This is a genomic window from Mesorhizobium sp. M1365 (assembly GCF_040317865.1).
Lineage (GTDB): Bacteria > Pseudomonadota > Alphaproteobacteria > Rhizobiales > Rhizobiaceae > Mesorhizobium.
In genome coordinates, this window is sequence record NZ_JAMYLG010000008.1 from 180,812 (window position 1) to 206,248 (window position 25,437).

Below are 25,437 nucleotides of genomic sequence, written 5' to 3' on the forward strand. Positions count from 1 at the left end.
GGGGGCGGGCATGCTCGATATCAAACGCATCCCCATCCCGGCGCTGATCGGCATAGTGCTGACCGGACTGTTCGTGCTGGCGGCGATTTTCGCACCCTGGATCGCGCCGCACGGCAATGGCGAGATCGTCGGCGACGTCTGGGAACCGATGTCGGCGGCGCATTGGCTGGGCACCGACAATCTCGGCCGCGATCTCCTCTCCCGCATGATCTATGGCGCCCGCATCACGCTGTTCATCGCCGTGCTGGCCACCGCGCTGTCCTTCTCGCTCGGCGCCATCCTCGGTTTTTCGGCGGCGGTGTTCGGCGGCTGGTTCGACACGCTTTTGTCGCGCCTCGTCGACCTCTTGATGTCGATCCCGACGCTGATCATGGGCCTGGTCGTGCTCTCCGTGCTGCCGACCAACCTGGTGACGCTGATCCTGGTCATGGGCGTTCTCGACTCGACCCGCGTGTATCGCCTTTCGCGCGCGGTCGCCGTCGACATCAACGTCATGGACTATGTCGAGGCGGCCAAGCTGCGCGGCGAAGGCAGCGGCTGGATCATCTTCCGCGAGATCCTGCCTAATGCCCTGTCGCCGCTGGTCTCGGAGCTCGGGCTGCGCTTCATCTATGCGGTGCTGTTCCTGTCGACGCTCTCCTTCCTCGGCCTTGGCGTGCAGCCGCCGGACGCCGACTGGGGCGGTATGGTCAAGGAAAACAAGGATGGCATCGTCTTCGGCATCGCGGCAGCGCTTATCCCTGCCGCGGCGATCGCGGCACTGGCGATCTCGGTCAACCTCGTCGCCGACTGGGTGCTCAACCGCACGACGAGTCTCAAGGGAGGACGCGGGTGATGGCCGACACGAAAGCGAAGCCCGGCCTGCTGCTCGACATCCGCAACCTGCGCATCGAGGCGACCGTCTACCCGCCCGGCGAAGCGCCGAAGAATATCGTGCTGGTCCACGATGTCTCGCTGACTCTGGAAAAGGGCAAGGTGCTCGGGCTGATCGGCGAATCCGGCGCCGGCAAGTCGACGATCGGCCTGTCGTCGATGGGCTATGGCCGCGGCGGGGTGCGCATCGCGGGCGGCGAGGTGCTGCTCAACGGCCGTGATATCCTCAAGGGCGGCAAGGAAGGTTTCCGCAAATTGCGCGGCCGCGAGGTCTGCTATGTCGCGCAATCGGCGGCAGCCGCCTTCAACCCGGCACACAAGCTGATGGATCAGGTGGTGGAAGCCACGCTGCTGCATGGCACGGCGACACGGGCCGAGGCCGAGCAACGCGCTATTGCGCTGTTCAAGAAGCTCAGCCTGCCGAACCCCGAAACCATCGGCGAACGCTTCCCGCACCAGGTCTCCGGCGGCCAGCTGCAGCGGGTGATGACGGCGATGGCGTTGTGTTCGGAACCCGACCTGATCGTCTTCGACGAACCAACCACTGCGCTCGACGTGACGACGCAGATCGGCGTGCTGGCGGCGATAAAGGACGCCATCCGCGACACGCATGTGGCGGCGCTCTACATCACCCACGATCTTGCCGTCGTCGCCCAGGTGTCGGACGAGATCATGGTGCTGCGCCACGGCAGTCTGGTCGAGTGGGGCGGCACCCATCAGATCATCAAGGAGCCGCGCCAGGAATATACCAAGGCGCTGGTCTCCGTACACGAGATCGAGCACCAGGAGCAGAAGCCCGGCGCGACACCGTTCCTGTCGGTCAAGAATGTTACCGCTGCCTATGGCGGCGGCCACATCAAGGTGCTGAAGAACGTTTCCGTCGACATTTACCCGGGCCAGACGCTGGCCGTCGTCGGCGAATCCGGCTCCGGCAAGTCGACGCTGGCGCGCGCCATCACCGGGCTTTTGCCGCCTAAAAAAGGCACCGTCACCTTCGACGGGCGTCCGCTGGCCAACCGGCTGGCCGACCGGCCGAAGGAGGATCTGCGCCAGCTGCAGATGATCTACCAGATGGCCGACGTGGCGATGAACCCACGCCAGACCGTCGGCACCATCATCGGCCGGCCGCTGGAGTTCTACTTCGGCATGCGCGGCCGCGAGCGCGACAAGCGCGTTGCCGAACTGCTCGATGAGATCGAGATGGGCAAGGGCTTCATCGACCGCTATCCGGCCGAGCTGTCGGGCGGCCAGAAACAGCGCGTCTGCATTGCGCGTTCGCTCGCCGCCAAGCCCAAGCTGATCATCTGCGACGAGGTGGCGTCGGCGCTTGACCCGCTGGTGGCCAACGGCATCCTCAAGTTGCTCCTGAACCTGCAGCAGCACGAGAAGGTCGCCTACCTCTTCATTACCCACGACTTTGCAACCGTGAGATCAATCGCCGATTCGATCGCGGTGATGTATCGCGGCGAAGTCGTGCGCTACGGTGCGAAGAGCAAAGTGCTGATGCCGCCCTTTGATCCCTATACCGACTTGCTGTTGTCGTCAGTGCCAGAGATGCGACCGGGTTGGCTGGATGAGATTCGCGACGCGGTTACAACCGACTTCGCGAAAATGGCGGAGATGTCGGATGAGCGTACACGTCTCGCATCAGGACGTTAGAGATGGCACCGAAAAGTTACAAATGAAAACCGGAGATACCAGACAGCTCCGGTTTCATATTTCTCATCGACATAACTTTCGTAGGTGGGCTCGTAGGGCTAACCCAAAAATTATGTGGTGCTCTCCAACGGTGACCATACCGCAATGGCCACCAGCGCCGGCGCTGACCAGGAAATTTCGAGACCTCGGTGTTCACTCTCCAACTGCTCCTTGGATGAGCCGCAGGAGTGAGGCGCGGCCGCGGCGACGCGCCGATCGCCACTACAGCCCTCTACCTAACGTCTACGCCGCCTTTGCGCGTACCTCTTCCAAGGCTATCGCTATGGCCTCACTTAGCAATCCCGAGATTGTCTCGACATTTTCCGGAGTCGCGATCAGAGGTGGGCAAATTACGACGTGGTCCCCGACATGGCCGTCAACGGTTCCACTCTGCGCATGTGTGATCAGACCCTTGGCTTGAGCACTTTGATAGATCTTCGAGCTTAAGCCGAGCGCCGCCGGGAACGGAGCCTTCGTTTCCCTATTCTCGACGAGTTCCAACGTCATGAGCATACCTCGACCTCGAATGTCGCCAACATGCGGATGTTGAGCAAACTGGTCTTTAAGCTGAGCGGCTAGCACATTTCCTGTTGCCTTTACGTGGTCGAGAAAACCAGGAGCGCGCAGAATCTTTTGCACTGCTACCGCAGCCGCACATGCCGTGGCATGCCCGGAATAGGTATATCCGCCCTTAAAAGTTCCTGAGCCGCCTACAATGGCGTCGTAAATCTTCTGGTTCACCATGGTCGCGCCAATCGGCTGGTAGCCGGCTGCAATGCCTTTTGCAAAGGTCAGAAAGTCGGGAGCAACGCCATCCTGCTCGCAAGCATGGAGAGTACCGGTTCGGCCCAGGCCACAGAAAACCTCATCCAAGATGAGTAGGACACCATATTTGTCACAGATCTCACGAATACGCTTGAAGTAACCCGGAACAGGTGGAGTGGCACCGCTCGTAGTGCCGGTCACAGTTTCTGCGACGAAAGCCATTACGCTTTCGGGCCCGAGCCCAAGAATTGCCTGCTCCAATTCATTGGCTGTGCGCAGACCGTATTGTTCCGGCGTCTCGCCTTCCAATCGGCCACGGTACTCATAGCAAGGCGAAATGTGAAAAACGCTTGGGGATATGTCTTCGAATGGTGTTCGACGTGCCACCTGGTATCCAACGCTTAACCCCGTTAAGCCGGCTCCGTGGTAACTGCTCCGGCGTCCAATTACTTTTTTCCGCCTAGGATCGCCGACCTCCACAAAATATTGCCGAGCCATCATGATGGCTGTTTCCACCGCTTCTGACCCACTGTTTGTAAAAAAAACACGAGTTAGGCCTTCCGGAGCATCAGTCGTCAAAATGGATGCAAGTTCCTCGAGCGGTTCCGAGGTAAACATCCCGGCGTGGAAGAAAGCCATTTCACCGACTTGATTCCTAATGGCGTCAATTACCTCTTGTTGACTATGGCCGAGGCATGAGACGCAAGCGCCGCCGGCGTAGCCGTCGATGTATCGCTTGCCATCTCGGTCGAATATGTACATGCCGTCACCCTTGACGGCGACAGGAAGATGACGCTTAGGAATGCGGTGGAACACGCTGCTCATATCAGCTCTCCTTGATTGGTTCTCATTCGAAACGGGGGCCGGATACTAAGACTTTAGGTCGAGAGGCGGATTGTTCGCCCCCCCTCAGCCGCTGATATGTAGGCGGCTTCGACAAGCTCCAGCACGCCAGCCGCGTCCTGGAAATTTGCTATTGCGGGGCTGCCTGCCTTCAAAGCATCAAGCACATGTTCGACGAATTTGGAGTAACAGGGCTCGAGTTCGAAATCGGCAGCCACAAATTCATGTTCGACACCCGCTCTTATGTCTTTGATGACTTCGATGCCCTTATCAACGGACCGCAAGAATCGGTCGCTGGACCGAATAGAGAACGAAAAGTCACGTTGCATGCCGGGGGCACTGGGGAATGTGTATCCACATTCGATTGTGCCGATAGCCCCCGATTCGTTTTGAAGCGTGACGGCAATGAAATCTTCGATGGACAACTCGTTGATGTGTGATGTGGCAAAAGCCGATACCGCGACGATCCTGCTTTCACTTAAGGAGTGGAAAAGGTCGACCATATGCACACCAACGTTGATTAGTGGCCCACCGCCGGCGATGTCGCGCTCCAGCATCCAAAGATTGCCCGCCTGCCTATAACGGCTTGGCGGTCCAGCAATGAACCGAAAGCTGGCGTGGTCAATTTTAACCGGAACTCCTCCACTGCGAATGACCCTCATCGTGTCACTCAAGCGGAAGATAAAAGGAACTGCTACAAATGCCTGCTTCTGGGCCGCCTTCTCGGCGAGCTGTCGAACATCAACAGATCTTATCCCGCACGGCTTTTCGATCGCGAAGGGAATGTCGTGATCCAACAACAGGTTAGCTGAAATAGGCATGTCGATGTGCCGGCCAAAGACAAATGCCAGATCTGGCCTCACCTCGGCGATAAGCTCCTCGCAACTTGCAAAGCACTTTGTCTTTAATTTTTGAGCGAGGGCGGGTCCGGTCGTTCCTGTGGGATCGGAGATGCCTACAAATTCGACGTCGGCTTTGAGCAGGGCGTCGAGGTAGAGCGGAACGTGCCAATGGGCCGTATCGATCAATGCAACTTTTATCAAGGGAGCATCTCCTTTGCGGCAAGCCATAGTGAAAGTGCTTCGCCTCCTTTTCGGTACCGCAAGGGCTGTGCCGGATCTCGAGCCGCTCATAATCCTTGGCGCCAAGTGCGTCGCGGCACCGATCCCCGTCGAGGGTATCAGGTCCGAAGGCTACCCACGGAGGACGACAGTTTGCCTTTGCCGGCCGAGCCCACTGGCCCCCAACTCCACCACATCGCCCGGCTGTAAAAATACCGGGGGTTTCATTCCGAGTCCGACACCATGGGGCGTACCGGTGGTAATGACGTCCCCCGGCTCAAGCGCCATGAACTGCGAGATGTATGAGATCAGATATTTGAATGGAAAGATCATTTTGGCGGTCGATCCTGACTGCCTCATGTCCCCATTAACCGTGAGCCAGAGATCCAGGCTTTGAGGGTCGGGAACCTCATCTGCCGTCACAAGCCAAGGCCCAAGGGGGCCAAAGCTCGGCGAGGATTTCCCTTTGATCCACTGTCCTGAACGATGGATTTGAAATTCGCGCTCGGAAACATCGTGGCAGACAAGATAGCCCGTCACAACCGACAACGCATCTTCTTCTGCCAGCTCAAAAGCATGCTCTCCAATGACAACGGCGACTTCCGCTTCCCAATCCAACATGCGGGATTTTGGTGGCATCAGGACGTCATCGTTCGGTCCAACAATGCACGACGGCGCCTTTGAAAAGACAACTGGCTCCTCAGGGATCGGAGTATTGGTTTCGATTGCATGATCGGTGTAGTTCAGGCCGACAGCGATAAAATGTCGAACATCGGCCACCGGAGGTCCTAAACGAACATTGCTGTCAATAGCGGGCAACGACGACGTATCTATTGAACGCAGCATCTCCAGGCCGGTGGGTGAGAGCGTTTTTGCGCCAATATCCGGAATCACACCACCGAGGTCACGGATAGTTCCATCATTGTCCAGCAACCCCGGCCTCTCAGACCCGGGTGCTCCAAATCGTAATAGTTTCATGACTTTTCCCTTAACCTACCCGGCCGCCGAATCGGTCTTCAAACGGGTGTACTCGAGTGAATAACGGCCGACCTGCGCCTGCCGTACCATTGGATGTTGGAGGACAGCCTGCACCGGTGCTTCCAGAGACTCCACGGTGCAAGCTTCTAAAAGCATGAACCAATTGGGCGGCGCATTAAAGTCTGTCCGCCCCTCACTCTCGGCAGTGCGCACCTCCGTAGCTTCTTCATCAGATTTGCATAAATGCGCACCGGTTATGAGTGGTGCCTGCATAAGCTGGGATGCAAGCGATGAGAGTTCGCCGGCTACCTGCTCGTCGTTGACTGTCGCAGGATGGAAGCGCACTGTCGCAAGGACGCCGCCCGGTCCAGGTCCCTCCGACGACAAGACCCGCGCCAAACCACGAGACGTATTGAGAAAATGCGATGCCGCGCGTTTTGTCCAAGGCGTCGGAGCATTGAGGCGCTTGGCATATTCCTCGCCTTTTATGACCTCGAATTGCTCAACTTCGTAGAGCGTAAAGAACTCAGGATCGGTGTCCGTATCAGTCGCTCGATAGCGTCGCCCCCTTAAAAACCCAGAGATGCCGGTTCGCTCCGGCATGTGCTCGTGTATGTGCCACTGATAGAAGTCCTGGCGCCCGTCCTCGGATATTCCGTTCCAGATGGCAACCACGCCTTTGCCGCAGAGCATTAATCTCTCCTCAATTCTTAAGCTATTGAAATGCCACCGAGACTGGCGAGAACCCGTCAAACTCGGCTGCTATCTCATCACCGGATCTTGCTGTGTGAAAACCTGTGTAGCTTCCCGTCGTCACAATCTCACCGGGCCTCAAGACGAGCCCTCTTTCACGAAGATCGTTTGCGAACGTGGTGAGGAGGCCAATAAGGTCTCCGTTTTGGTGCCCGCCCGAGGTTTGGCAGACGGTGGTTCCGTTAATGCCGAGGCGAGCCTGAAGGGTGTTAAATGCCATGTCTCTCCAGTTTTTGTTCATCGCACCAACGACCAGCGCGCCGTTCGAGAGCAGGTCCGCGATCATTGCGTTGCGAGGAGTCGAGAAGGCTGTCGTCCAGCGGCTGTCTACGATCTCGATTGCTGCGCAGGCCCCCTCGATTGCCTCGATAATTTGCTCTCTCGCAAAGCCACCCTTGCCCGGAACTGGCTCTCTCGCGAGACGAAATGCAATTTCGCATTCGACACCGCCGAGTCCGTAAGTTGGTTGAGAAATGGACGCCGGACTATGAAGAAGGCGGCTCGTGAGGATGGGGGCAGATATTAGGTCTCCATCGGGCAAGGCAGCCACCTTCCAACCCGCGATGGGGACCGACAGTGTGCTGACGACCTCATGTTGGATACTTAGAGCTTGAGCGCGGCTCAGAGCCTGAAGTGTGGATAACTCGGCCCCGACGCGCTGGCCACCTTGGTGCGCAGCGACGAGACTTTGTGCGAGGGCACTCGAGCTTAAGGACGCTGTGTTTGACATGGCATATCATCTGGAATGGCGTTTCATTATTGCCAATACGCTTTTCCATTGACGAGGTCAACCGGCGTTCAAGACCTGAAGGTCGCGCTCTACGCTCGCTACTCGACTGACAATCAGCGAGACGCCTCGATCGAGGATCAGTTGCGGCTCTGCCGCCTGCATGCCGAAACGCAAGGCTGGACAGTCGTCGACAGCTATACCGACCGCGATCGTCGCTGCTGCGTCCCGGCCTTCAGGAGCTGATCAGCGATGCGATGCGCGGCAAGTTCGTCGTCGTGCTCGCAGAGGCAATGGATCGCCTGAGCCGCGATCAGGAGGATATCGCCGGATTATTCAAGCGCATGGCCTTCGGCGGCGTGCGTATCGTCACGCTGTCCGAAGGCGACGTGACGCATCTGCATGTCGGTCTCAAGGGCACGATGAACGCCCTCTTCCTGAAAGACCTGGCCGATAAGACGCGCCGCGGGCTGCGCGGCCGCGTCGAGGACGGCAAATCCGGTGGCGGGCTGTGCTTCGGCTATGACGTGGTGAAGCGAATTCCGCGAGTGGCGAACCGATCCGCGGCGATCGAACGATCAACGAGGCCGAGGCTGGCATCATCCGCCGCATCTTCGCCGATTATCTCGCGGGCAAATCGTCCCGCGCCATTGCCTTTGAGCTGAACAAGGAAGGCGTGTCCGGGCCGCAAGGTGCCGAATGGGGGCCGTCAACGATCCATGGCAACCCGAAGCGCGGCGTCGGCATCCTCAACAACGAACTTTATGTCGGCCGCCTCGTCTGGAACCGGCTGCGCTATCTGAAGGACCCCGATACGGGAAAGCGGGCGTCGCGTCTCAATTCTGAGTCCGAGTGGGTGATTCAGGAAGTGCCGGAGATGCGCATCGTCGATCAGGACGTCTGGGACAACGTGAAGGCACGTCAGCAGACGCTCGCGTATGAGACGTCTGAACCCGGCAAGAACCCGCTGAACGAACGGCGGCGTCCGAAGCACCTGTTCGCCGGCCTTGTGAAGTGCGGTTGCTGTGGCGGCGGCTACACAATGATCTCGAAGGATCTGCTGGGCTGCGCAACATCACGGAATAAGGGCACCTGCGATAACCGGTTGAATATCCGGCGGGACGCGCTGGAAGCCTCGGTGCTCAGCGGCTTACGGACCCATCTGATGGAGCCCGAGCTCTTCAAGGAATTCTGTAGCGAGTTTACTCGTGAGGTGAACCGGCTACGGATTGAGCGTGGCGCCGGTCTGACTGCGATGCGGGACGAGCTTCCGCGAATAGACCGTGAACTCGACAAGCTGATGAAGCTGATCTTGGCGTCCGAAGACATCGATGCGTCGAAGCGCGTAATGAAGCAGATGAAGGAACTCGAGATCCGCAAAGAGGATCTCGAAAAGGCGCTGGCCGAGGCCGCGGAGCCGCCGCCGCTTCTATATCCGAACATGGCGGAGATTTACAGCCAGCGGATTTCGACTCTCTATGAGAGCCTGCAAAGCAAAGACGGCAAAGCATAGGCCGAAGCGGCGCAGGTCTTTCGAACTCTGGTCGATCAGGTGACGCTCGTGCCCGACGCGGAAGAGCTGGCTATCGTGCTGCGCGGCGACCTGGCCGCGATCCTGCGGTTTGCCGCAAACAAGAAAAACCCCGACGTCCTTTCGGAGGCCGGGGTTTTGGGTGCCTTGCTTTCGCAAGAATCGTTGGTTGCGGGGACTGGATTTGAACCTGTGAGCTTCAGGTTATGAGACTACGACCACTTGGCCAGGAAGAGGAGCACGAGCGGGCTGGGCAAACGTTGCAACAGATCCTTCAAGGAAATTCATAGACTCTTAGCAACTCCGGTTCGCTGTGAATGCTAGGCTTATTGCAACGTCTGAGGTCAGTGGGGTCCAAACCGTGGCGCCGCTTATTCTCCGACCCGCCGAACTGCGTGCAATTTCGGCTAAAGGCAATGGCAAGAAGAGCGCCCATCTTGTTTGTTCGACACAGCCATATCGGCTCAAAACAGTATCTTCACAGCCACCGACATTGTCCGGTCGATGGACAACCAACCATATAATTTGGTTCGAAAGCCGCAACATCTGTGGAGAACGCGAAATGACAAATTCAGCAGGACGAGTGCCCAGGCTTTCCAAGTGGCTTGGTCCTGACCAATGCTGACACTGGTCAGTCGCCTACGGACGGCAGCGCATTTAGATCGCCTTCGAATCCTAGGCCTTTGCGCGCACGCGGACCTAACTGTCTGCCAGCTAGCGGAGATTCTGGGTCTGCGTCGTGAGCACGTTGTACGACACGTCCGGCTGCTGGCCAAAGCCGACTTTCTTTACTGCAACGAACAACGTCCGTGGTGCTCGTACAATCTCAAAACAGGAGGTAAGGACGGCGGGCTGGTTCAATTGTTGGTTGATCTCCTGCCCCACGGCGATGGCTATCACAAACGAGACCTTCAACGGCTCGAAGCGGTACGAGACACGCGGCCGAAGGGGACCGCATGCTTGACCGTGAAATAGATCAATCCAATTGGAGCGCGAAACCACCATGGACAACTCCGCCGACGGCGCCATCGCGCAGCCCGACACTTACGGACGGTCTCGCTTGGCGACGGTTGATTGCCGCGTTCACGAACTGCTTCTAAGACAGGAGCGGCAGGAGCGGACGACGCTCAAACTGATCGCATCTGAGAACTTTGCCTCCTCGGCCGTGCTGGAAGCGACCGGTTCGATTTTCACGAACAAGTACGCCGAGGGGTACCCCGCTGCGCGCTACTACGCGGGAAACGAGATCGTCGATGAGCTTGAAACCCTCGCCATTGAGCGCTTGAAAACATCATTTGGCAGCGAACACGCCAACGTCCAGCCTTATTCCGGCTCGCCGGCCAATCAGGCTGTCTACCGCGCGCTTTTGAGCCCCGGTGACAATATCATGGGCTTGCCCCTTCCGGAAGTGGGCCATCTGACTCATGGTTGGGCCATCAACTTTTCCGGGACTGACTATCAACGCGTCCCTTATGGGCTGCACGACAAGACGCAGCAAATTGACTATGACCGCTTGCGCGAGACAGCCAAGCGGGAATGGCCGCGGCTCATTTGGGTCGGCGCGACTGCTTATCCGCGTGTCTTTGACTACGCGGCAATGGCAGAAATCGCTCTGGAAGCGAACTCCTATCTCGTGGCCGACATCGCGCACATCAGTGGCCTGATTGTCGCTGGAGAGCATCCGAATCCCGTACCCCATTGCGACGTCGTCAGCAGCACGTCTCACAAGTCGATCCGCGGTCCCCGCGGTGGCTTCATTTTGTCAAGGAATGAAGATCGTTATCAAGCGCAGTATCATTCGAAGGGCAAATGCAATTTCGCCAGACGAATAGATCGCGCTGTCTTCCCTCAACTGCAAGGCGGCCCCCATATGAATGTTATCGCGGCGCTAGCTGTCGCTTTGAGGGAAGCCGCAGACCCGTCCTTCCGCAGTTACGGCCAACAGATTGTCAAAAATGCCAAGGCTCTGGGCCACGCGCTTCTGGACCGGGGTTATGACCTGGTCACCGGGGGCACTGACAATCACATGCTGATCCTTGATCTTCGCGATCGACCACTATCAGGCAAGGCCTATGCCGAGCGGTTAGCGAAGGCAGGCATCATTACGAACTTTAATATGGTGCCGGGGGACCCGCGCCATCCTGAGGTCACAAGCGGAATTCGCCTGGGGGCGCCAGCAGTGACGTCAATGGGCTTGCGCGATGTGGAAACCGTGCAAATTGCTGGCTTCATGGACTCCGTCCTCCGGCGAGCCAGAAGACGAAGATCTCCATGCCTGCGTGCGAAGAGACGTTGCCGACTTGTGCGCTGCGTTCGAGGTCCCGGGCCTCACCGACAGGTAAGGTGGGCTAAGCAAAATGCCCCATACAACTCCAACACCCGAAGCGAGGCATTTCATGGCTAGGCAGTTCGTGTTCTCTTCCGAATCCGTTGGCGCGGGACACCCGGATAAGTTGGCCGACAACATCTCGGATGCCATCCTCGATGCCATCCTCCGCAGCGATCCCAAGGCGCGCGTCGCCTGTGAAGCGTTGGTAAAATCAGGGATGGTCGTTCTGGCTGGCGAGATTACCAGCGATGCGCAGGTGGATTATAGCCAAGTTGCGCGCGATACGATTCTCGATATTGGATACGACGACGAGGCCGTCGGCTTTGACGGCCGGCGTTGCTCCGTCGTTCATGCACTCACCGAGCAGTCGCCCGACATCAGCCAGGGCGTTGACGAGGGACGAGGGCAGGACCTCCAACAGGGAGCGGGAGATCAGGGCCTCATGTTCGGCTACGCATGCCGCGAAACCGATACTCTGATGCCTTTGCCGATCCAGCTCGCTCATCGCTTGACGAAACAACAGGCAGATCTCCGGAAAGCACGACAGCTTGGCTGGTTGCGTCCTGACATGAAATCCCAAGTCTCAGTGCGCTATGAGGGGTTGCGCCCGGTCGCCCTGGATACCATCGTCGTATCGACCCAACATGACGAGCAGGTCTCGCAAGAGACGGTCCGCGAGGGCGTCATTGAGGAAATCATAAAGCCTGTCCTGCCGACCCACCTGGAGACGGAAGGCATCAGAATTCTGGTCAACCCGACGGGGAGGTTCGTAGTCGGCGGGCCGCGCGGCGACTGCGGTCTCACTGGACGCAAGATCATCGTCGATTCCTATGGTGGGATGGGTCGTCACGGCGGCGGCGCCTTTTCGGGCAAGGACCCGTCCAAGGTTGACCGCTCAGCTGCCTATGCGGCCCGGTATGTCGCAAAGAATATCGTCGCTAGCGGACTTGCGGACGTCTGCGAGGTGCAGCTTGCTTACGCAATCGGCGTGGCCAGTCCGGTTTCTGTCATGGTCAACACGTTCGGAACAGCGAGGGTTGAGGAAAGAAGGATCGAGCGCCTCATTCTTGAGTTGTTCGATCTCAGACCGAAGGGCATTATCAAGATGCTTGATCTCTTACGCCCTATATACCGCAAGACCGCGACCTATGGCCATTTCGGCCGTGAAGAGCCTGATTTCACCTGGGAGAAGACAGACAGGGCCGACGAATTGCGTCGCGAGGCAGGACTTGCCGCCCCGTGAGGGCTGGCGCCGAACGGATTGGCAAGCGCAAAGCCCATTCCCACTGGCCAGACCCGCCCGCGCCCGGCGTGACAGAAAGCCGGTGGTTTTTTGGCGGAGACATGAATTGATGCCGGACTATGACGTGCTTTGTATCGGAAATGCCATCGTCGACATCATCGCCCAGTGCGACAGGCGTTCCTGGAGACCAACGGCATCATCAAGGGCGCGATGAATTTGATCGACACGAGGCGCGCCGAACTGCTCTACAGCCGCATGGGCCCGGCCATTGAAGCCTCGGGCGGCAGCGCCGGCAACACGGCGGCGGGCGTCGCCTCCTTCGGCGGTCGCGCCGCTTTCTTCGTAAGCGCCTCGCCGATCACCTATGGGTTTGGGCTTGATGTTTTCCGGAATCGCCAGGGCATGAGTTCCTCGATCTGGCTCTGTGGATGGCCGTTGATGATGGCCTCGAGGGTTTCGGCGAGGTAGGCAACGGGATTGACGTCGTTGAGCCTGCAGGTGGCCACGACGGATGAGAGCAGCGCCCAGTTTTCGGCCCCGACCTCATGGCCAGCAAAGAGAGCATTTTTTCTGGTCAAGCATACGGGCCGGATGGCGTTTTCGACCGGGTTGGTGTCGAGCTCGAGCCGGCCGTCGCCGAGGAAGCGGGTGAGCCCTTCCCAATGGGCAAGACCATAGCGGATGTCTTCGGCCAGCTTTGAGCCCGAGGAGATCATCGACAATTGCTTTTCAAACCACGGCTTCAAGGCGGCGATGATCGGGGTGGAGTACTGCTGTCGGGCGGCGAGCCGAGCTTGTGGCGTCATGCCGCGCACCGTCGCCTCGACGGCGTAGAGCGTAGCGATCTGGCGCACGGCAGCTTCGGCGATCGGGGACTTGGTGTTGCGCGCCAGCTTCACAAAACGTCGGCGCAGGTGGCTCCAGCAATGGACGAGCAGCCACGGTCCTTGTGGCCGCTCCAGGCGTGTCAGCCGGTCATAGCCCTCATAGGCGTCAACCTGCAGGAACTGTCCGCCGAAGCCTTGAAGGAAGCGTTCGGCATGCTCGCCGCCGCGTCCCGGCGCATAGTGGAACAGCACGATGGGCGGGCCTTGGCCACCATGGCCGCGGTCATCGGAAGCGATTGCCCAGAAGAAGCCCTTCTTGACCTTGCCGCGTCCGGGATCGAGCACCGGCGCCGTGGTCTCGTCCATGAACAGGCGCTCTGCCGCAGCCAGATGCCCGCGCATCTGATCGGCTATGGGCTTGAGATGGAAGCAGGCCCGGCCTGCCCAGTTGCCCAGTGTCGCCCGATCCAGCTGGATGCCCTGGCGGGCGTAGATCTCGGCCTGCCGGTAGAACGGCAAATGATCACCGAACTTGGCGACGATGACCTGGGCGATCAGCGCCTCGGTCGGCAGGCCACCAGGCACGATATGCTCGGGCGCATGCGCCTGCACGACGGCGCCCGAGCAGCGCCGGCAAGCGTATTTCGGGCGGCGCGTGACCAGCACGCGCAGTTGCGCCGGGATTGCGTCGAGCCGCTCGCTGACATCCTCGCCGATCCTGGCCATCTCGCCGCAGCCGCACGGACACAGCGTGCTCCTGGGCTCGATGATCCGCTCCACCCGCGGCAGATGGGCAGGCAAGTGGCCACGATTGCGCTGGCGCGAACCGGACGAGCCGTCCGAACGCCCCCGGATGACCCGCTGCGCCTTTTCCTGCGCGGCATCGAGCACGCCCTGCGCGATCTCCACGTCTTCGAGCGGCAGGTGGTATTGATCGGGATGCAGCTTCTCGGACTTGGCGCCGAACTTCTCGTGGTTGAGCTGGCTGACGACGCTCTCCAGGCGGCGGCGCGCCTCCTCGGACTCTGCCAAAGCTGCCTGCGCCTCGGCGAGGAGCGCCTTCAAACGCTCGTTCTCTTCCTGGAGAACCGTCAGATTCATGCACTAAATCAACCACATGATCTCCGATAACGCCATTGGAGACAAGGCACCTGAGTCACTGTGCCACACTCATCCGGCCAGCTGCGGACGCCGTGCCCGCTCGGGGCGAACCAGTCGCCAATCCAGCCCTTCGAACAAGGCCGCGAACATCGCCGGCGACATGCGCATCACGCCGTCGCGAACCTGCGGCCAGACGAACTTCGAGCCCTCGAGCCGCTTGTGCACCAGCACAAGGCCGGTGCGATCCCACACCAAAATCTTGATCCTGTCAGCCCTTTTGGCCCGGAACACGAAGGCTGCCCCACAGAACGGGTCGAGGCCTAGCATCTCCTGCACAGCCAATGCCAATCCGTCCATGCCGCGCCGGAAGTCAACCGGCCGGGTCGCCACGTAGATCTTCAGATCGTTGCCCGGTGCAATCATCGCGAGGCCCGAACCGCTCGGATCACCTGCGACAGCTGTTCGAGGTCAACCGCCGTTCGGATCACCATGTCGTCGATCACGATCTCCACCTTCGCCGGCGTCGATTTCGATGGCCTCATCCTCCGCTGAGGCACCGATGAGTCGTCCACCATCAACTGCGCGAACATCGGCGCCATGCTTTCCGGCAGTGCCAGTTGTCCCTGACGAAGGCGACGCCGCCAATCGTAGACCTGCCAGCGGGTCGCGCCATGCTTGCGTGCGACCGCCGCCACCTGCACCCCCGGCATCAGGCTCTCGGCCGCAATCCGGGCTCTCTCGGCCTCCGAGCGAACCCGCCGTCCCGTCGGACCTTCCAGAACCTCGAGCCGGCCTGCGTAGCCAGCTGTTGGGACGTCCAAATCGACGTCCATTTTGCCGTCTGCTCCCACGTAGGCCCTCCGTCTCTCGCGATCGGGAGGATTCTTCGCACATTCACCTCATGCCCCGCACGAGGGGAGCGGCGTGGCGCTTACCTTTCTTCGGCAAGGTCTCCAACGACGCGCTCGGCGAAATCTACGCGCATGACATCCATGCCCAGGGTGTCGCCTTCGACACCAGGCCGCTTAACGGCGAACCGCCGACAGCGCGCTCGATGATCTTCGTCACGCCGGACGGCGAGCGCTCGATGAACACCTATCTCGGCGCCTGCGTCGAGCTCGGCCCGGAGGACGTCGAGGCCGACAAGGCCTCGGGCGCCGCGGTCACCTATTTCGAGGGCTATCTGTGGGACCCGCCGCGCGCCAAGGAGGCGATCCGGCAGACGGCTAAGCTCGCCCACGCCGCCGGGCGCGAAGTGTCGATGACATTGTCGGACTCGTTCTGCGTCGATCGCTACCGCGACGAATTCCTCGATCTGATGCGCTCCGGCACCGTCGATATCGTCTTTGCCAACAGCCACGAGATCAAGTCGCTCTACCAGACCGCGTCCTTCGACGAGGCGCTGGCCCAGATCCGCAAGGATTGCAAGATCGCCGCCGTCACCCGCTCGGAAAAGGGCTCGGTTATCGTGCGCGGCGACGAGACCGTGACCATCAATGCGACCAGGATCCGCGAGCTGGTCGACACCACCGGCGCCGGCGACCTCTACGCCGCCGGCTTCCTCTACGGCTACACGCAAGGCCGCAGCCTCAAGGATTGCGGCGATCTCGGCTCGCTGGCAGCCGGGCTGGTCATCCAGCAAATCGGCCCAAGGCCAAGGCAGAATTTGCGCCGCGAGGCCGAGCAGGCGGGATTACTGTAGGTGGCGAGCCAAGAACCAGCTGCCCACCCTCCTTAATCCAGCCCGAGCCTTTTCTTCAGTTCCGCATTCTCCTTGCGGAGACGATCGGCAAGCAGGCTCTTTAGCCGCTTGTTTTCTTCCTCGAGCGCGACGAGATCCTTCAGCCCGTCACTGTCCGCCGCCGGCGCCGCCGCCTTCTTCCAAAGATAATATGTCTGTTCCGAGATGCCGGCTTGCTTCACCGCGCTCTTGAGAGTAGCGCCGCCGCCGATTGAGGTCTCGATCTGCGCCAGCTTCTGGGCACGATCCTTCGCGGAGTAGCTCTTTCGGCCTGTTCGCGCTGACGGCGGTGCTTCAGTGGTCGCGGATATCGGCTTGGCGCCCTCCTTGCGGGCAGGCGCGCTCGCCTCAGCTTCTGGCTTCCTCGACCGCCGCGCTCTCGTCTTCGGTTTTGGCGTTTCCGCTTTGTCTGCCGGTGCGCTAGGAACTACTGCTGACTCGGTTTCCAGGGGATTGGCCATGAAATGCTCCACTCGCGGTTTTTGCAAAGGTTCAGCATCAAGGGCCACTACAGTAGAGTCAACAAGCTGACGATTTAACGGCTCGACTTCCTTTGTTGTCTCGGCCATCGCCGCGGCGATGTCGAAATTGCCCCAGATGGAACGTGCGGATTTTTGATAATTGCGCTTTTGTTTGACTTCCACGGTGAATGGTCGCGTCTGCCGCCTCATAGTTCCTTCCTGAATAGGAGAATGAAGTCGCCGCTCGAATTTTTGGCGCTTCCTGCTTAGCGCGGAGCATTATCGTATAGCCGCTCAACGGGCAAGTGATGCCGGTCTTCGATGGCTGACCCATCTGGGGAGATTTGAGCGGCTTCGCGCGTCCTGCGCATGCCTGCAAGGCCGCCAAGTTTTCTGGGTTAGCAGGCGCGCCACTGTGGCAGCTTGGCAGCGAACCAAATCCAGCCCCGCGGTGGATCCCGAAGCTTCCCACAATGGCGAAGAGAACATCTTCACTCGTTCCTTTTCAGCACAAGACCTTCCGTTCGCTATGGTCGGCTGCACTCGTTTCGAACCTTGGCACCCTGGTGGAAGGTATCGCGGCAGCTTGGCTGATGACGAGCATCGCCACCTCCCATGGAATGGTGGCGCTCGTCCAGTCATCGACCACCCTCCCCTACATGATCTTCTCCCTCGCGGCGGGAGCGCTCGCGGACAACTTTGACCGTCGCACGTTGGGCTGAGCTGTCTGCTCCTCATGCAGCCGGTGCGGCCTGGATTCAATCATTCTCGCTGTTTAACGTCACAGTGCAGCTTTCGGCGCCGCGGTGGGTGGTTGGACGCGCCCTGTCTCTCTATCAGACGGCCACATACGGCGGCATGGCGGCGGGAAGCTGGCTTTGGGGCGAACTGGCGGATGTCCAAGGTGTTTCGGGAGCCTTGCTCGTCCGCCAGCATGGTTCTTGTGATTGGGGAATGATGGGCATCCTTCTGCGTCAGCCGGATTTTGAAACGCTCAATCTGGATCCGACCAACAAGTTCAGCGAACCGACGCTGCAACTTGACCTGCGGCCACGAAGCGGTCCGATCATGGTGATGGTCGACTATCGTGTCGATCAGAGAGATCCAGACTCGCCCACAATAATTTTCTGAATTTCAGCAGTAATTTTTGATCGCCCATTCGTGCTGTGTACCAGCCCTGTGTCTTGCGCAAGTGGTCACGAACGGCTGTCGGAGCCTCGAAGACGCCCTAAAAACACATGCTGGGATTTTTGAACACGCTTGACGTGTTAGATTAATTCATCCACAATGCGTGTATTGCACACGCGAGGTGAGTTATGAACATGAAAGAACTTAGGGTTCGACTGGGCATGACTCAAAAAGATTTGGCAGAGCAGATGGCAACGACGCAACAGACTGTGGCCCGTTGGGAAACAGGCAAAACGCAGTTGAACGTCGAGCAGATCAAGGACCTTTGTCTCACGTTGAAATGCACAGTCGAGGAGCTGCTGGGCTGGAAGATTGATGTCGAGGAGTGGCGCACGAGCCCGTTTGCAATTGCCGATGCCGAAACGCGATACGGCACGCTCAGAATCAAGACGACTGTTGGCAGCCGCCAATATCCTATCGATGAAAAGGCGCGTGAATCGATTTTACGTCAGTTGAAGGAACTTCATAATCTTCGTAGAAATAACACAAGCAGGCCATGGCTGTATTGTTGGAGCCTTGACAACAAAATACTCTTGATAAATCCGCAATATGTCCGCACCATTGAGCTCATCGGTGACGATGTAGAGGAGATGCCAGAGTATTATCATCCAGAAATCTATCGGGCTTTGGATGACTGGGATAAGGGTGAGGTTTCAGGAAAGCTGAAGAAAGAATGCGATGCCATCATCGCAGAGATGGGTGATCAGGAAGCCGTGCGCATGGCCTCCTATGTTCGCGTCACATATGACGACGGAGAAGATGAGTGGAACTTCTTGGATGAAGAAACCGCTACGACTTTCTTCGGATTGGAAGCTGCGACCTTTGACGTTCCCCAGTGTAGTTTCGCCGAAGTGGAGGAAGAAGGTTACTACCGAGCGCGATACGCCAACCTTGATAGCGTCGCGGTGATGGAGGTTCCAAGCGATCGTTATCACAGATTGACCGCGCCCGAGGAAGCTTAGAACCATCCACGAAGGGCGCATGTTACATCTCGACCTTGCGTGGTGCGTTTTCAGTACGAGATGACGTTAAGCGTAGGTAGTGGCAGGTAAGAGTGCTCGACCAGAAGCTCAACTGCCTCCTCAATATCGGTGCCGATGTGCCGCAGGACACGTCCACGGGAGCGTGGATAGGCGTGAAGTTCCTGCACTCCACGGTCCGCTCTCCCATCGCCGGTGTGTGCCCGACGCCATCTTGTGGACGAGCTTGGCCGCCTGCACCCGGTTGTATTCCGGCTTGCGGTCCGCCTGGGCGGTCCGCCGCGATGGCTATCTCCATGTCAATCGGCGCCGAACTTTGACTGCCCGCTGCTTTTGATGAATTTGGCGAGGTCCCGCGCATAATCACTCTTGGTCTTCTCCTTGAGGCCCGGTGTCGCGAACTTGTGGTCCAGCAGGGCAAACAGGTCCAAGTCCCCTTCCGCCTGTGGCGCTGGCTTGCCCTCACCGCCCTCGGCTTCCCAATTGGGGACCGCTTCTGCGCGCTGCACCGTGGCGATTGTCCGCCCAAGACGCATCACAAGATCGAACGCCAAACCGTGCGCGTGCACGACGATTTGCCGCTCAGGCCTCATTTGGACAGGACTTGAGCTGGCCCGGTGGTTTGAGCCGGGTTACCTTGAGCCGGTGGGCTGCGAACAAGCAGTTCGAGACATTGGCCTCGATCACTTCGCAACACGCCGCTGCGCCTGGCCTCGGTGTGCTCCCCCCGAAATCGTTGTGTCATATCACCGAGGGCATCACGGCCAACAGCTTCCACGTGGGCAACAGCCTCGCCATTGAGCCGAATATGGTCGCGAGCAGATCACCAACGAAGCGGTCGGAACCTCGGAGCCGAAGTTCGACGCCGAGGTGGTTCGCATGATGCGCTAAGCAGCACCACGGCGCTTGCCGGTAGTTTGCCGCCGGCAGCCGACGAACTCCTATCCTCCTGGACCGCTGTGCGTTATTGCTTTGATTTACCGGCCGCTCAAGGCTTCCATAGTTTCGCTTTCAAGGCGACCTTTGGCAACATGCCAACGGAAATTTAACATAACGACATAAACATTTCTTTATGCGGCGTTGACAAAGAAGCGAACTGCGGTAATTGTCTCCCGTGTCGTGGTTCTCCGTACGGCGCTGCCGCAGCGGAGCTAAGAGGGAAGCCGGTGCGATGCCGGCGCTGCCCCCGCAACTGTTAGCGGCGAGCCAACCCCACTCATGTCACTGAGGCGAATAGCCTTGGGAAGACGGGTAGAGGCTATGACCCCGCGAGCCAGGAGACCTGCCACGGCGAATTACGTCCACGGGCGGGGTGTCTCGATGGCCGCTGCAGCCTGGCGTTCGTGCCGGCCTGCTAGCGCCTTCCTTGTCACCGACGCCCCAACCATCGGGGTATGCATGACTGTCTCTCAGCAAATTCCTGTAGCAACGCTCGGCGTGCCGCGCTTCGGTCGTCGGCGAGAACTGAAATTCGCGCTTGAAAGCTACTGGTCCGGAAAATCGTCCGCTGCCGACCTTCTCACGACCGCGAAGGCGCTCCGTGCCGCTAGCTGGGAGGAGCAGCACGATCGCGGCGTGTCGAAAATCCCGTCGAACGACTTCTCGCTCTACGACCATGTGCTCGACACCGCAGCCATGGTCGGCGCCGTTCCATCCCGTTACGGCTGGAATAGCGGCGAGGTTCCACCTGACATCTACTTCGCAATGGCGCGGGGCAACCAGGGTTGTCGACACGCTGGTCACCAGCAGGCGGCTCATGGGTCTGATGTAACCGCGATGGAAATGACCAAGTGGTTTGACACCAACTATCACTACATTGTGCCGGAACTCGACGATGATCAGACGTTCGCCCTCTCGTCGACGAAACCGGTCGACTACTTCCTCGAGGCTAAAGCTCTCGGCATTCACACACGCCCAGTCATCCTTGGACCGATCACCTTCCTCAAGCTGGCGAAATCGCCTGCCGAAGGATTCGATCCCATCGCGCTCCTGCCGCGGCTGCTGCCCGTCTACGAGCAACTCCTGCAGAGGCTGAAGCTGTCGGGAGCCGACTGGGTGCAGATCGATGAGCCAGCGCTTGTCCTCGATCTGAACCCGAACGAACGAGCTGCGTTCGAATTCGCCTATGGCCAGCTGTCAAAAGCCGCGCCCGAGTTGAAAATCATGCTGGCTACGTATTTCGGGCCGCTGGGAGACAATCTCGAAACCGCGGTTTCTCTGCCCCTGGCCGGGCTGCATATTGATCTCGTGCGCGCTCCCGAGCAACTGGAAACGGTGGGTCGGCTCGCACCGAAGGATCTGGTGCTCTCGCTTGGCTTGATCGATGGCCGCAACGTCTGGCGTGCGAACCTGCCCGCCATTCTCGACCGCATCAAACCGATCGTCGCCGGCTGGCCCTTGGACCGCGTCGAGATCGCGCCTTCTTGCTCGATGCTGCACGTGCCGATCGACCTGCGCATGGAGACCGAACTCGACGCGGACATCAGGTCGTGGCTCGCCTTCGCGGCCCAGAAGACCGACGAGTTGGTGTTGCTGGCCCGGGCCCTCACTCAAGACAGGGATGCGGTGGCAGGCGCGTTGAAAGCGTCTGCCGAGGCTGCCGCCACTCGCGTGACATCCACGAAGATCCATGACCCGCTTGTTGAGGGACGGATCGCCAGCATTGACGACAGCATGAAGCGACGAGAGAGCGCTTTTGCCGAGCGCTCCAGAGTCCAGGCCGGCACGCTCGGGCTGCCGCCGTTCCCGACGACGACCATCGGGTCCTTCCCGCAGACACCGCAGGTACGCAGGGCGCGGGCCGCTCATGCGAAGGGCCAGCTGAGCTATGTCGACTACGAGACCTTCCTGAAGAAGGAGATCGAGGCTGCAATTCGCTGGCAGGAAGAGATCGGGCTGGACGTGCTGGTGCACGGTGAGTTCGAACGAAACGACATGGTACAGTATTTCGGCGAGCAGCTGTCCGGCTTCGCCTTCACCCAGCATGCCTGGGTGCAGAGCTATGGGTCGCGTTACGTGCGCCCCCCCATCATCTTCGGCGACGTATCGAGGCGCAATCCGATGACGCTGCGCTGGTGGCAATTCGCCCAGTCGCTTACGGAAAAGCCTGTGAAGGGAATGCTCACAGGCCCAGTGACCATTCTCAACTGGTCTTTTGTTCGCGACGACGTACCCCGCTCCGAAGCCTGCCGCCAGATCGCGCTCGCCATCCGCGATGAAGTGGCGGACCTCGGAAGATCCGGCGCAAGGATGATCCAGATCGATGAGGCGGCGTTCCGCGAAGGATTGCCACTGCGCCAGTCTGACTGGAAAGACTATCTCGACTGGGCTGTCGAATGCTTCCGGATCGCCTCAACGGATGTGAAGGACGCCACTCAAATCCATACCCACATGTGCTATTCGGAGTTCAACGAGATCATCGACGCGATCGTCGAAATGGATGCGGATGTAATTTCGATTGAGACGTCGCGCTCGAAAATGGAACTGCTGGACGCCTTCACGAGTTCCAAATATCCGAACGAAATCGGGCCCGGAGTCTACGACATTCACTCACCACGGGTCCCGGAAGTCGGCGAGATTTCGGATCTCGTCATGCTTGCCCGCGAGCGACTGTCCGATGCCCAACTGTGGGTAAACCCGGACTGTGGCCTCAAAACCCGCAAGTGGGAGGAGGTCCGCCCTGCCCTCATGAACATGGTTGCTGCAGCACGCGCGCTCCGGGAGAAAGCCGGAAGGTTTCCTGGTTGCTCACCATGTGGTGAGTTAGCGGCTGCCGCATGTGGGCCGTGAATGTGCCAAAACGCGATCACATCCTTTGAAATAAGTCACTCGAGCGAGAAAGTGCACTTTCCTTCGGCACGTGTACTAATCGCGCAGGAATAAAGGGAACCGTTTTCTCCCTGTGACGTGTCGAGTTCGAAGGGGATGTGATTGGCGTCGAGACCGCTCCGGCCATGGGTTATCAGCATGCCAAGTGCGCTGTTCTCGATCAGTTCGTAAAGGACTTCTCGGCTCGGTTCATCGAAATGCGCGGGTACATACATGACAGGTTCCTTCACTGGCCGCCGGGTTCGCTGTTCACCGGTTGACATCCGATGGCAAGCGTTCCAACGCGGCGGCGATCTGGCGCTTCGCTGCTGAGGGCAGAGGCAGGATGGGACGCGGGGGGTCGGCACGGCAAATGTCGAGCAATTCGGCAAGTGCATAGACGACGCGAAGGCTCGAGAACTCCTTGAAGAGGCTCCAGAGCGGCGCAAGCGTGGCATCGATCCGTCGCGCTTCGGCCGCATCGCCCTGTTGCGCCGCCGTGACGATCTTCACGCAGACCTCGGGCAGGACGCCGGCGAGGACGCTGTACCATGTGTCGGCGCCGGCGATTATGGCCTCTGCAGCGTTCCAGTCGCCGCTGTAGCCGATCGAGAACCCTTCCGGCACAGTGCGCCTCTGGTCGGCCAGATGGCTCTTGATCGCATCGCCCTTGTCTGTCGGATTCTTGATAGCGACAATCCCACCCACCTTTGCCAGGCGGCTGACGAGTGCTGGGGTGAAACGGAAATGCGTCGTTCCTGGATTGTCGTAGACGACGATCGGCAGGCCGCTCTCGCACGCCACCGTCGAGAAATGTTCGAACACCTCGTCCTCAGTGAGCGGGGTGTAGGAGGCGGCCGCAAGCAGCCCCGCGGCAGCCCCAAGGGCCTTAGCGTCCTGCGCGAGCCTCACTGCTTCGTCGGTGAGCAGCGCGCCCACACCCACCACGACCGGCATTTGTCCCCCGGTTTCGTCCAAGGTCTCGGCGAGCGCCCGTCGCCGTTCCTCGCGCGACAGATACATATAGGTGCCGGTGCTGCCGAGAAGACCGATGGAGTCGACCTGAGCGGCGCCAAGCCGAGCAATCAGCCTGCGCAGAGCAACGGTATCGACGCGGCCGTCACGATCGGCGGGCGTGATGGGAAACGCGGAAAGACCGCTCAGGAATGCCATGGCAAGGCTCCAGGTTTGTGCGTGAGCGCAGGACTGGCCGGACGACAGGTCATCACAAGGCGTCCAGAGCCCGCCGCATGTCGGCGATCAGGTCCTCGGCGTCTTCAAGACCCACCGAGAGACGCATGAGGTCCTCGCCGACTCCATCGGCCAGATGCGCATCCTTGCGGATCGGCTGACGAGCACGGGTCAGGCTTGCCGGATGATAGATGAGGCTGTCGGCATCGCCGAGGCTGACAGCCCGGGTGATCAGGTTGAGCCGGTCCATCATCCGGCGCGCGCCCTCGAATCCGGCGTGGAGCCCAAAGGCCAACATGCCCGACCCGTGGGACATCTGCTTTCGCGTCGTCACCTGATCAGGGTGCGAGTCGAGGAAGGGATAACTCACCCATGCCACCGCCGGGTGCGCCTCGAGTGCCTGAGCCACCGCAAGGGCTGTGGCGCTGTGGCGTTCCATGCGTAGCGTGAGCGTCTTCAGACCGCGGAGGATCAGGAAGGCTGACATGGGCGAGAGCGCTGCGCCGGTGATGTAGCGCAGGCCCGTCTCGTGCAGCGTGCGGAGCGTTTGCGCGTCGCCGAGAATCGCCCCGCCAAGGGCATCGCCATGCCCATTGATGTATTTGGTCAGGGAGTGGAGCACGAGGTCGGCCCCATGTTCGAGCGGCCGCTGGAGCGCGGGCGAGGCGAAGGTGCTGTCGACTGCAACCTTTACACCGCGCGCGTGGGCGCGCTCGGCAATGGCAGCGAGATCAAGGATGCGGCTCAGCGGATTCACCGGCGTCTCGAAAAAAACAAGCCGGGTCCGCTCCGTAATCGCGGCATCGAGATTGTGAGGATCGGACAGGTCGACCGCGACGACCTTGATGCCGAAGCGGGGGACCGCCTGTTCGACCATGGCAAGCGTGTTCGCATAAAGCGTCTTGTGGACGATGAGTTCATCGCCTTGGGACAGGAGCGACAAGATCAGTGTGCCGAAAGCCGCCATCCCCGAGGCAACGACCAAACCTGCCTCGGCTCCTTCCAGATTGGCGAGCCGTTGCTCGAGGATCTCCGTCGTCGGATTGTATTCGCGCGCATAGAGCCTTCCGCCGAGCGCGGCGGCGGCCTCGTTCGCTGCCACGCTTTCGAATCCATAGGTCGAGGTCAAGAAGACTGGCGGCTGAACGGCATTGGAAAAGCCGGCCGGATCGTAGCCATGATGGATCGCCCGAGTGGCGAATCCGGGACCGGTGTCGTTGAGCGACCGCGTGAGAGCATCGGTTTCGGATTGATAGGAACGGGTCATTCGGCCTCTAAGATCTTTTCTTGGGTTTCCGAAAGATTGACGGCAAACTGGCCAATGTGAAATATCCAGTTGG

23 protein-coding genes, 4 pseudogenes and 1 riboswitch are annotated in these 25,437 nt (G+C 59.6%); of the genes and pseudogenes, 14 read left to right on the forward strand and 13 right to left on the reverse strand.

The genetic code is table 11. The features are described 5' to 3' along the window. Window positions 1-10: 10 nt before the first annotated feature. Window positions 11-835 carry an ABC transporter permease gene (locus NKH04_RS12840; protein ID WP_353044377.1) on the forward strand — a complete coding sequence of 275 codons (825 nt, stop codon included), beginning with the start codon at window positions 11-13 and terminating at the stop codon, window positions 833-835. Next, window positions 835-2,532: an ABC transporter ATP-binding protein gene (locus NKH04_RS12845; protein WP_353044378.1), complete on the forward strand. Its 1,698-nt coding sequence runs from the start codon at window positions 835-837 to the stop codon at window positions 2,530-2,532. The genes NKH04_RS12840 and NKH04_RS12845 overlap by 1 nt, the downstream gene beginning before the upstream one ends. Before the next feature lie 282 nt (window positions 2,533-2,814). On the opposite strand, the gene NKH04_RS12850 is transcribed toward NKH04_RS12845, so the two are convergent. From NKH04_RS12850 to NKH04_RS12870, 5 genes are all read right to left on the reverse strand, one after another. Beyond that, window positions 2,815-4,161, reverse strand: a complete 1,347-nt coding sequence (locus NKH04_RS12850; RefSeq protein ID WP_353011918.1) for an aspartate aminotransferase family protein — start codon at window positions 4,159-4,161, stop codon at window positions 2,815-2,817. Window positions 4,162-4,214: 53 nt separating this feature from the next. After that, a complete protein-coding gene (locus NKH04_RS12855; protein ID WP_353011915.1) occupies window positions 4,215-5,222 on the reverse strand; it encodes a Gfo/Idh/MocA family protein in 1,008 nt (335 codons plus the stop codon). Window positions 5,223-5,372: 150 nt separating this feature from the next. Further along, window positions 5,373-6,218 (reverse strand): fumarylacetoacetate hydrolase family protein, encoded by an 846-nt coding sequence (locus NKH04_RS12860; protein WP_353011913.1) that lies wholly within the window; start codon window positions 6,216-6,218, stop codon window positions 5,373-5,375. Between the two features lie 15 nt (window positions 6,219-6,233). After that, complete coding sequence (locus NKH04_RS12865) at window positions 6,234-6,911, reverse strand: hypothetical protein (RefSeq protein WP_353011911.1); 678 nt, start codon at window positions 6,909-6,911, stop codon at window positions 6,234-6,236. A gap of 22 nt (window positions 6,912-6,933) precedes the next feature. Beyond that, window positions 6,934-7,512: a fumarylacetoacetate hydrolase family protein gene (locus NKH04_RS12870; RefSeq protein WP_353044379.1), complete on the reverse strand. Its 579-nt coding sequence runs from the start codon at window positions 7,510-7,512 to the stop codon at window positions 6,934-6,936. A gap of 237 nt (window positions 7,513-7,749) precedes the next feature. On the opposite strand from NKH04_RS12870, the gene NKH04_RS12875 reads away from it, so the two are divergent. The 7 genes and pseudogenes from NKH04_RS12875 to NKH04_RS12910 form a co-directional block, all read left to right on the forward strand. Beyond that, a complete protein-coding gene (locus tag NKH04_RS12875; RefSeq protein WP_353044380.1) occupies window positions 7,750-7,944 on the forward strand; it encodes a recombinase family protein in 195 nt (64 codons plus the stop codon). An 11-nt stretch (window positions 7,945-7,955) separates the two neighbouring features. Further along, window positions 7,956-8,363: a recombinase family protein gene (locus NKH04_RS12880; protein ID WP_353044381.1), complete on the forward strand. Its 408-nt coding sequence runs from the start codon at window positions 7,956-7,958 to the stop codon at window positions 8,361-8,363. Next, the gene (locus NKH04_RS12885; protein WP_353044398.1) at window positions 8,309-9,211 is read left to right on the forward strand and encodes a recombinase family protein; all 903 of its coding nucleotides are present in this window, start codon (window positions 8,309-8,311) and stop codon (window positions 9,209-9,211) included. Before NKH04_RS12880 ends, NKH04_RS12885 begins: the two co-directional genes overlap by 55 nt. Before the next feature lie 48 nt (window positions 9,212-9,259). Further along, a complete protein-coding gene (locus NKH04_RS12890) occupies window positions 9,260-9,439 on the forward strand; it encodes a hypothetical protein (RefSeq protein WP_353044382.1) in 180 nt (59 codons plus the stop codon). Between the two features lie 793 nt (window positions 9,440-10,232). Next, a pseudogene (gene glyA, locus NKH04_RS12900) lies at window positions 10,233-11,571 on the forward strand (serine hydroxymethyltransferase). A 54-nt stretch (window positions 11,572-11,625) separates the two neighbouring features. Next, on the forward strand, window positions 11,626-12,801 hold the full coding sequence (gene metK, locus NKH04_RS12905) for a methionine adenosyltransferase (RefSeq protein ID WP_353044383.1): 1,176 nt from the start codon (window positions 11,626-11,628) through the stop codon (window positions 12,799-12,801). Window positions 12,802-12,910: 109 nt separating this feature from the next. After that, window positions 12,911-13,155 (forward strand): annotated as a pseudogene (locus NKH04_RS12910) (adenosine kinase); the annotation flags it as partial. A gap of 8 nt (window positions 13,156-13,163) precedes the next feature. Here the strand turns inward: NKH04_RS12910 and tnpC are convergent. The 3 genes from tnpC to tnpA all read right to left on the reverse strand — a co-directional run bounded on the left by tnpC (window position 13,164) and on the right by tnpA (window position 15,562). Continuing rightward, window positions 13,164-14,729 carry an IS66 family transposase gene (gene tnpC, locus NKH04_RS12915; protein WP_353044384.1) on the reverse strand — a complete coding sequence of 522 codons (1,566 nt, stop codon included), beginning with the start codon at window positions 14,727-14,729 and terminating at the stop codon, window positions 13,164-13,166. Window positions 14,730-14,798: 69 nt separating this feature from the next. Continuing rightward, window positions 14,799-15,152, reverse strand: coding sequence for an IS66 family insertion sequence element accessory protein TnpB (gene tnpB / locus NKH04_RS12920; RefSeq protein WP_352480788.1), 354 nt, complete (start codon window positions 15,150-15,152; stop codon window positions 14,799-14,801). Further along, window positions 15,149-15,562, reverse strand: a complete 414-nt coding sequence (gene tnpA / locus NKH04_RS12925; RefSeq protein WP_352622406.1) for an IS66-like element accessory protein TnpA — start codon at window positions 15,560-15,562, stop codon at window positions 15,149-15,151. Before tnpA ends, tnpB begins: the two co-directional genes overlap by 4 nt. A gap of 95 nt (window positions 15,563-15,657) precedes the next feature. On the opposite strand from tnpA, the pseudogene NKH04_RS12930 reads away from it, so the two are divergent. Then, window positions 15,658-16,431 (forward strand): annotated as a pseudogene (locus NKH04_RS12930) (adenosine kinase); the annotation flags it as partial. A 32-nt stretch (window positions 16,432-16,463) separates the two neighbouring features. Here the strand turns inward: NKH04_RS12930 and NKH04_RS12935 are convergent. Beyond that, a complete protein-coding gene (locus NKH04_RS12935) occupies window positions 16,464-17,141 on the reverse strand; it encodes a transposase (protein WP_245274818.1) in 678 nt (225 codons plus the stop codon). Between the two features lie 263 nt (window positions 17,142-17,404). On the opposite strand from NKH04_RS12935, the gene NKH04_RS12940 reads away from it, so the two are divergent. The 3 genes and pseudogenes from NKH04_RS12940 (at window position 17,405) to NKH04_RS12950 (ending at window position 19,081) form a co-directional block, all read left to right on the forward strand. Next, a complete protein-coding gene (locus NKH04_RS12940; RefSeq protein WP_353044385.1) occupies window positions 17,405-17,653 on the forward strand; it encodes an MFS transporter in 249 nt (82 codons plus the stop codon). Next, a pseudogene (locus NKH04_RS12945) lies at window positions 17,650-18,035 on the forward strand (MFS transporter); the annotation flags it as partial. The gene NKH04_RS12940 and the pseudogene NKH04_RS12945, both read left to right, overlap by 4 nt. Before the next feature lie 212 nt (window positions 18,036-18,247). Further along, entirely contained in the window at window positions 18,248-19,081 is an 834-nt protein-coding gene (locus NKH04_RS12950; protein ID WP_353044386.1) for a helix-turn-helix transcriptional regulator, read from the forward strand. Window positions 19,082-19,398: 317 nt separating this feature from the next. On the opposite strand, the gene NKH04_RS12955 is transcribed toward NKH04_RS12950, so the two are convergent. Further along, window positions 19,399-19,653: a hypothetical protein gene (locus NKH04_RS12955; protein ID WP_353011897.1), complete on the reverse strand. Its 255-nt coding sequence runs from the start codon at window positions 19,651-19,653 to the stop codon at window positions 19,399-19,401. Window positions 19,654-20,202: 549 nt separating this feature from the next. Next, a riboswitch (cobalamin riboswitch) is annotated at window positions 20,203-20,403 on the forward strand. 94 nt (window positions 20,404-20,497) lie between these two features. Here NKH04_RS12955 and metE point away from each other — a divergent pair. Continuing rightward, window positions 20,498-22,888 carry a 5-methyltetrahydropteroyltriglutamate--homocysteine S-methyltransferase gene (gene metE, locus NKH04_RS12960; RefSeq protein ID WP_353044399.1) on the forward strand — a complete coding sequence of 797 codons (2,391 nt, stop codon included), beginning with the start codon at window positions 20,498-20,500 and terminating at the stop codon, window positions 22,886-22,888. A gap of 35 nt (window positions 22,889-22,923) precedes the next feature. On the opposite strand, the gene NKH04_RS12965 is transcribed toward metE, so the two are convergent. Genes NKH04_RS12965 through NKH04_RS12975 form a run of 3 tightly spaced genes read right to left on the reverse strand, consistent with a single transcriptional unit; the run spans window position 22,924 to window position 25,364 of the window. After that, window positions 22,924-23,142 carry an FMN-binding negative transcriptional regulator gene (locus NKH04_RS12965; RefSeq protein WP_352452617.1) on the reverse strand — a complete coding sequence of 73 codons (219 nt, stop codon included), beginning with the start codon at window positions 23,140-23,142 and terminating at the stop codon, window positions 22,924-22,926. 34 nt (window positions 23,143-23,176) lie between these two features. Beyond that, complete coding sequence (locus NKH04_RS12970) at window positions 23,177-24,079, reverse strand: dihydrodipicolinate synthase family protein (protein ID WP_353044387.1); 903 nt, start codon at window positions 24,077-24,079, stop codon at window positions 23,177-23,179. Between the two features lie 52 nt (window positions 24,080-24,131). Continuing rightward, window positions 24,132-25,364 (reverse strand): trans-sulfuration enzyme family protein, encoded by a 1,233-nt coding sequence (locus tag NKH04_RS12975; protein WP_353044388.1) that lies wholly within the window; start codon window positions 25,362-25,364, stop codon window positions 24,132-24,134. Between the last annotated feature and the right edge of the window lie 73 nt (window positions 25,365-25,437).

Coding starts and splice junctions, on each gene's coding strand:
- NKH04_RS12840 (WP_353044377.1), top strand. CDS start 11: ATGCTCGATATCAAACGCATCCCCATCCCGGCGCTGATCGGCATAGTG.
- NKH04_RS12845 (WP_353044378.1), top strand. CDS start 835: ATGGCCGACACGAAAGCGAAGCCCGGCCTGCTGCTCGACATCCGCAAC.
- NKH04_RS12850 (WP_353011918.1), bottom strand. CDS start 4,161: ATGAGCAGCGTGTTCCACCGCATTCCTAAGCGTCATCTTCCTGTCGCC.
- NKH04_RS12860 (WP_353011913.1), bottom strand. CDS start 6,218: ATGAAACTATTACGATTTGGAGCACCCGGGTCTGAGAGGCCGGGGTTG.
- NKH04_RS12865 (WP_353011911.1), bottom strand. CDS start 6,911: ATGCTCTGCGGCAAAGGCGTGGTTGCCATCTGGAACGGAATATCCGAG.
- NKH04_RS12880 (WP_353044381.1), top strand. CDS start 7,956: ATGCGCGGCAAGTTCGTCGTCGTGCTCGCAGAGGCAATGGATCGCCTG.
- metK (WP_353044383.1), top strand. CDS start 11,626: ATGGCTAGGCAGTTCGTGTTCTCTTCCGAATCCGTTGGCGCGGGACAC.
- tnpC (WP_353044384.1), bottom strand. CDS start 14,729: ATGAATCTGACGGTTCTCCAGGAAGAGAACGAGCGTTTGAAGGCGCTC.
- tnpB (WP_352480788.1), bottom strand. CDS start 15,152: ATGATTGCACCGGGCAACGATCTGAAGATCTACGTGGCGACCCGGCCG.
- tnpA (WP_352622406.1), bottom strand. CDS start 15,562: ATGGACGTCGATTTGGACGTCCCAACAGCTGGCTACGCAGGCCGGCTC.
- NKH04_RS12935 (WP_245274818.1), bottom strand. CDS start 17,141: ATGAGGCGGCAGACGCGACCATTCACCGTGGAAGTCAAACAAAAGCGC.
- NKH04_RS12940 (WP_353044385.1), top strand. CDS start 17,405: ATGGCGAAGAGAACATCTTCACTCGTTCCTTTTCAGCACAAGACCTTC.
- NKH04_RS12950 (WP_353044386.1), top strand. CDS start 18,248: ATGAACATGAAAGAACTTAGGGTTCGACTGGGCATGACTCAAAAAGAT.
- metE (WP_353044399.1), top strand. CDS start 20,498: ATGACTGTCTCTCAGCAAATTCCTGTAGCAACGCTCGGCGTGCCGCGC.
- NKH04_RS12965 (WP_352452617.1), bottom strand. CDS start 23,142: ATGTATGTACCCGCGCATTTCGATGAACCGAGCCGAGAAGTCCTTTAC.
- NKH04_RS12970 (WP_353044387.1), bottom strand. CDS start 24,079: ATGGCATTCCTGAGCGGTCTTTCCGCGTTTCCCATCACGCCCGCCGAT.
- NKH04_RS12975 (WP_353044388.1), bottom strand. CDS start 25,364: ATGACCCGTTCCTATCAATCCGAAACCGATGCTCTCACGCGGTCGCTC.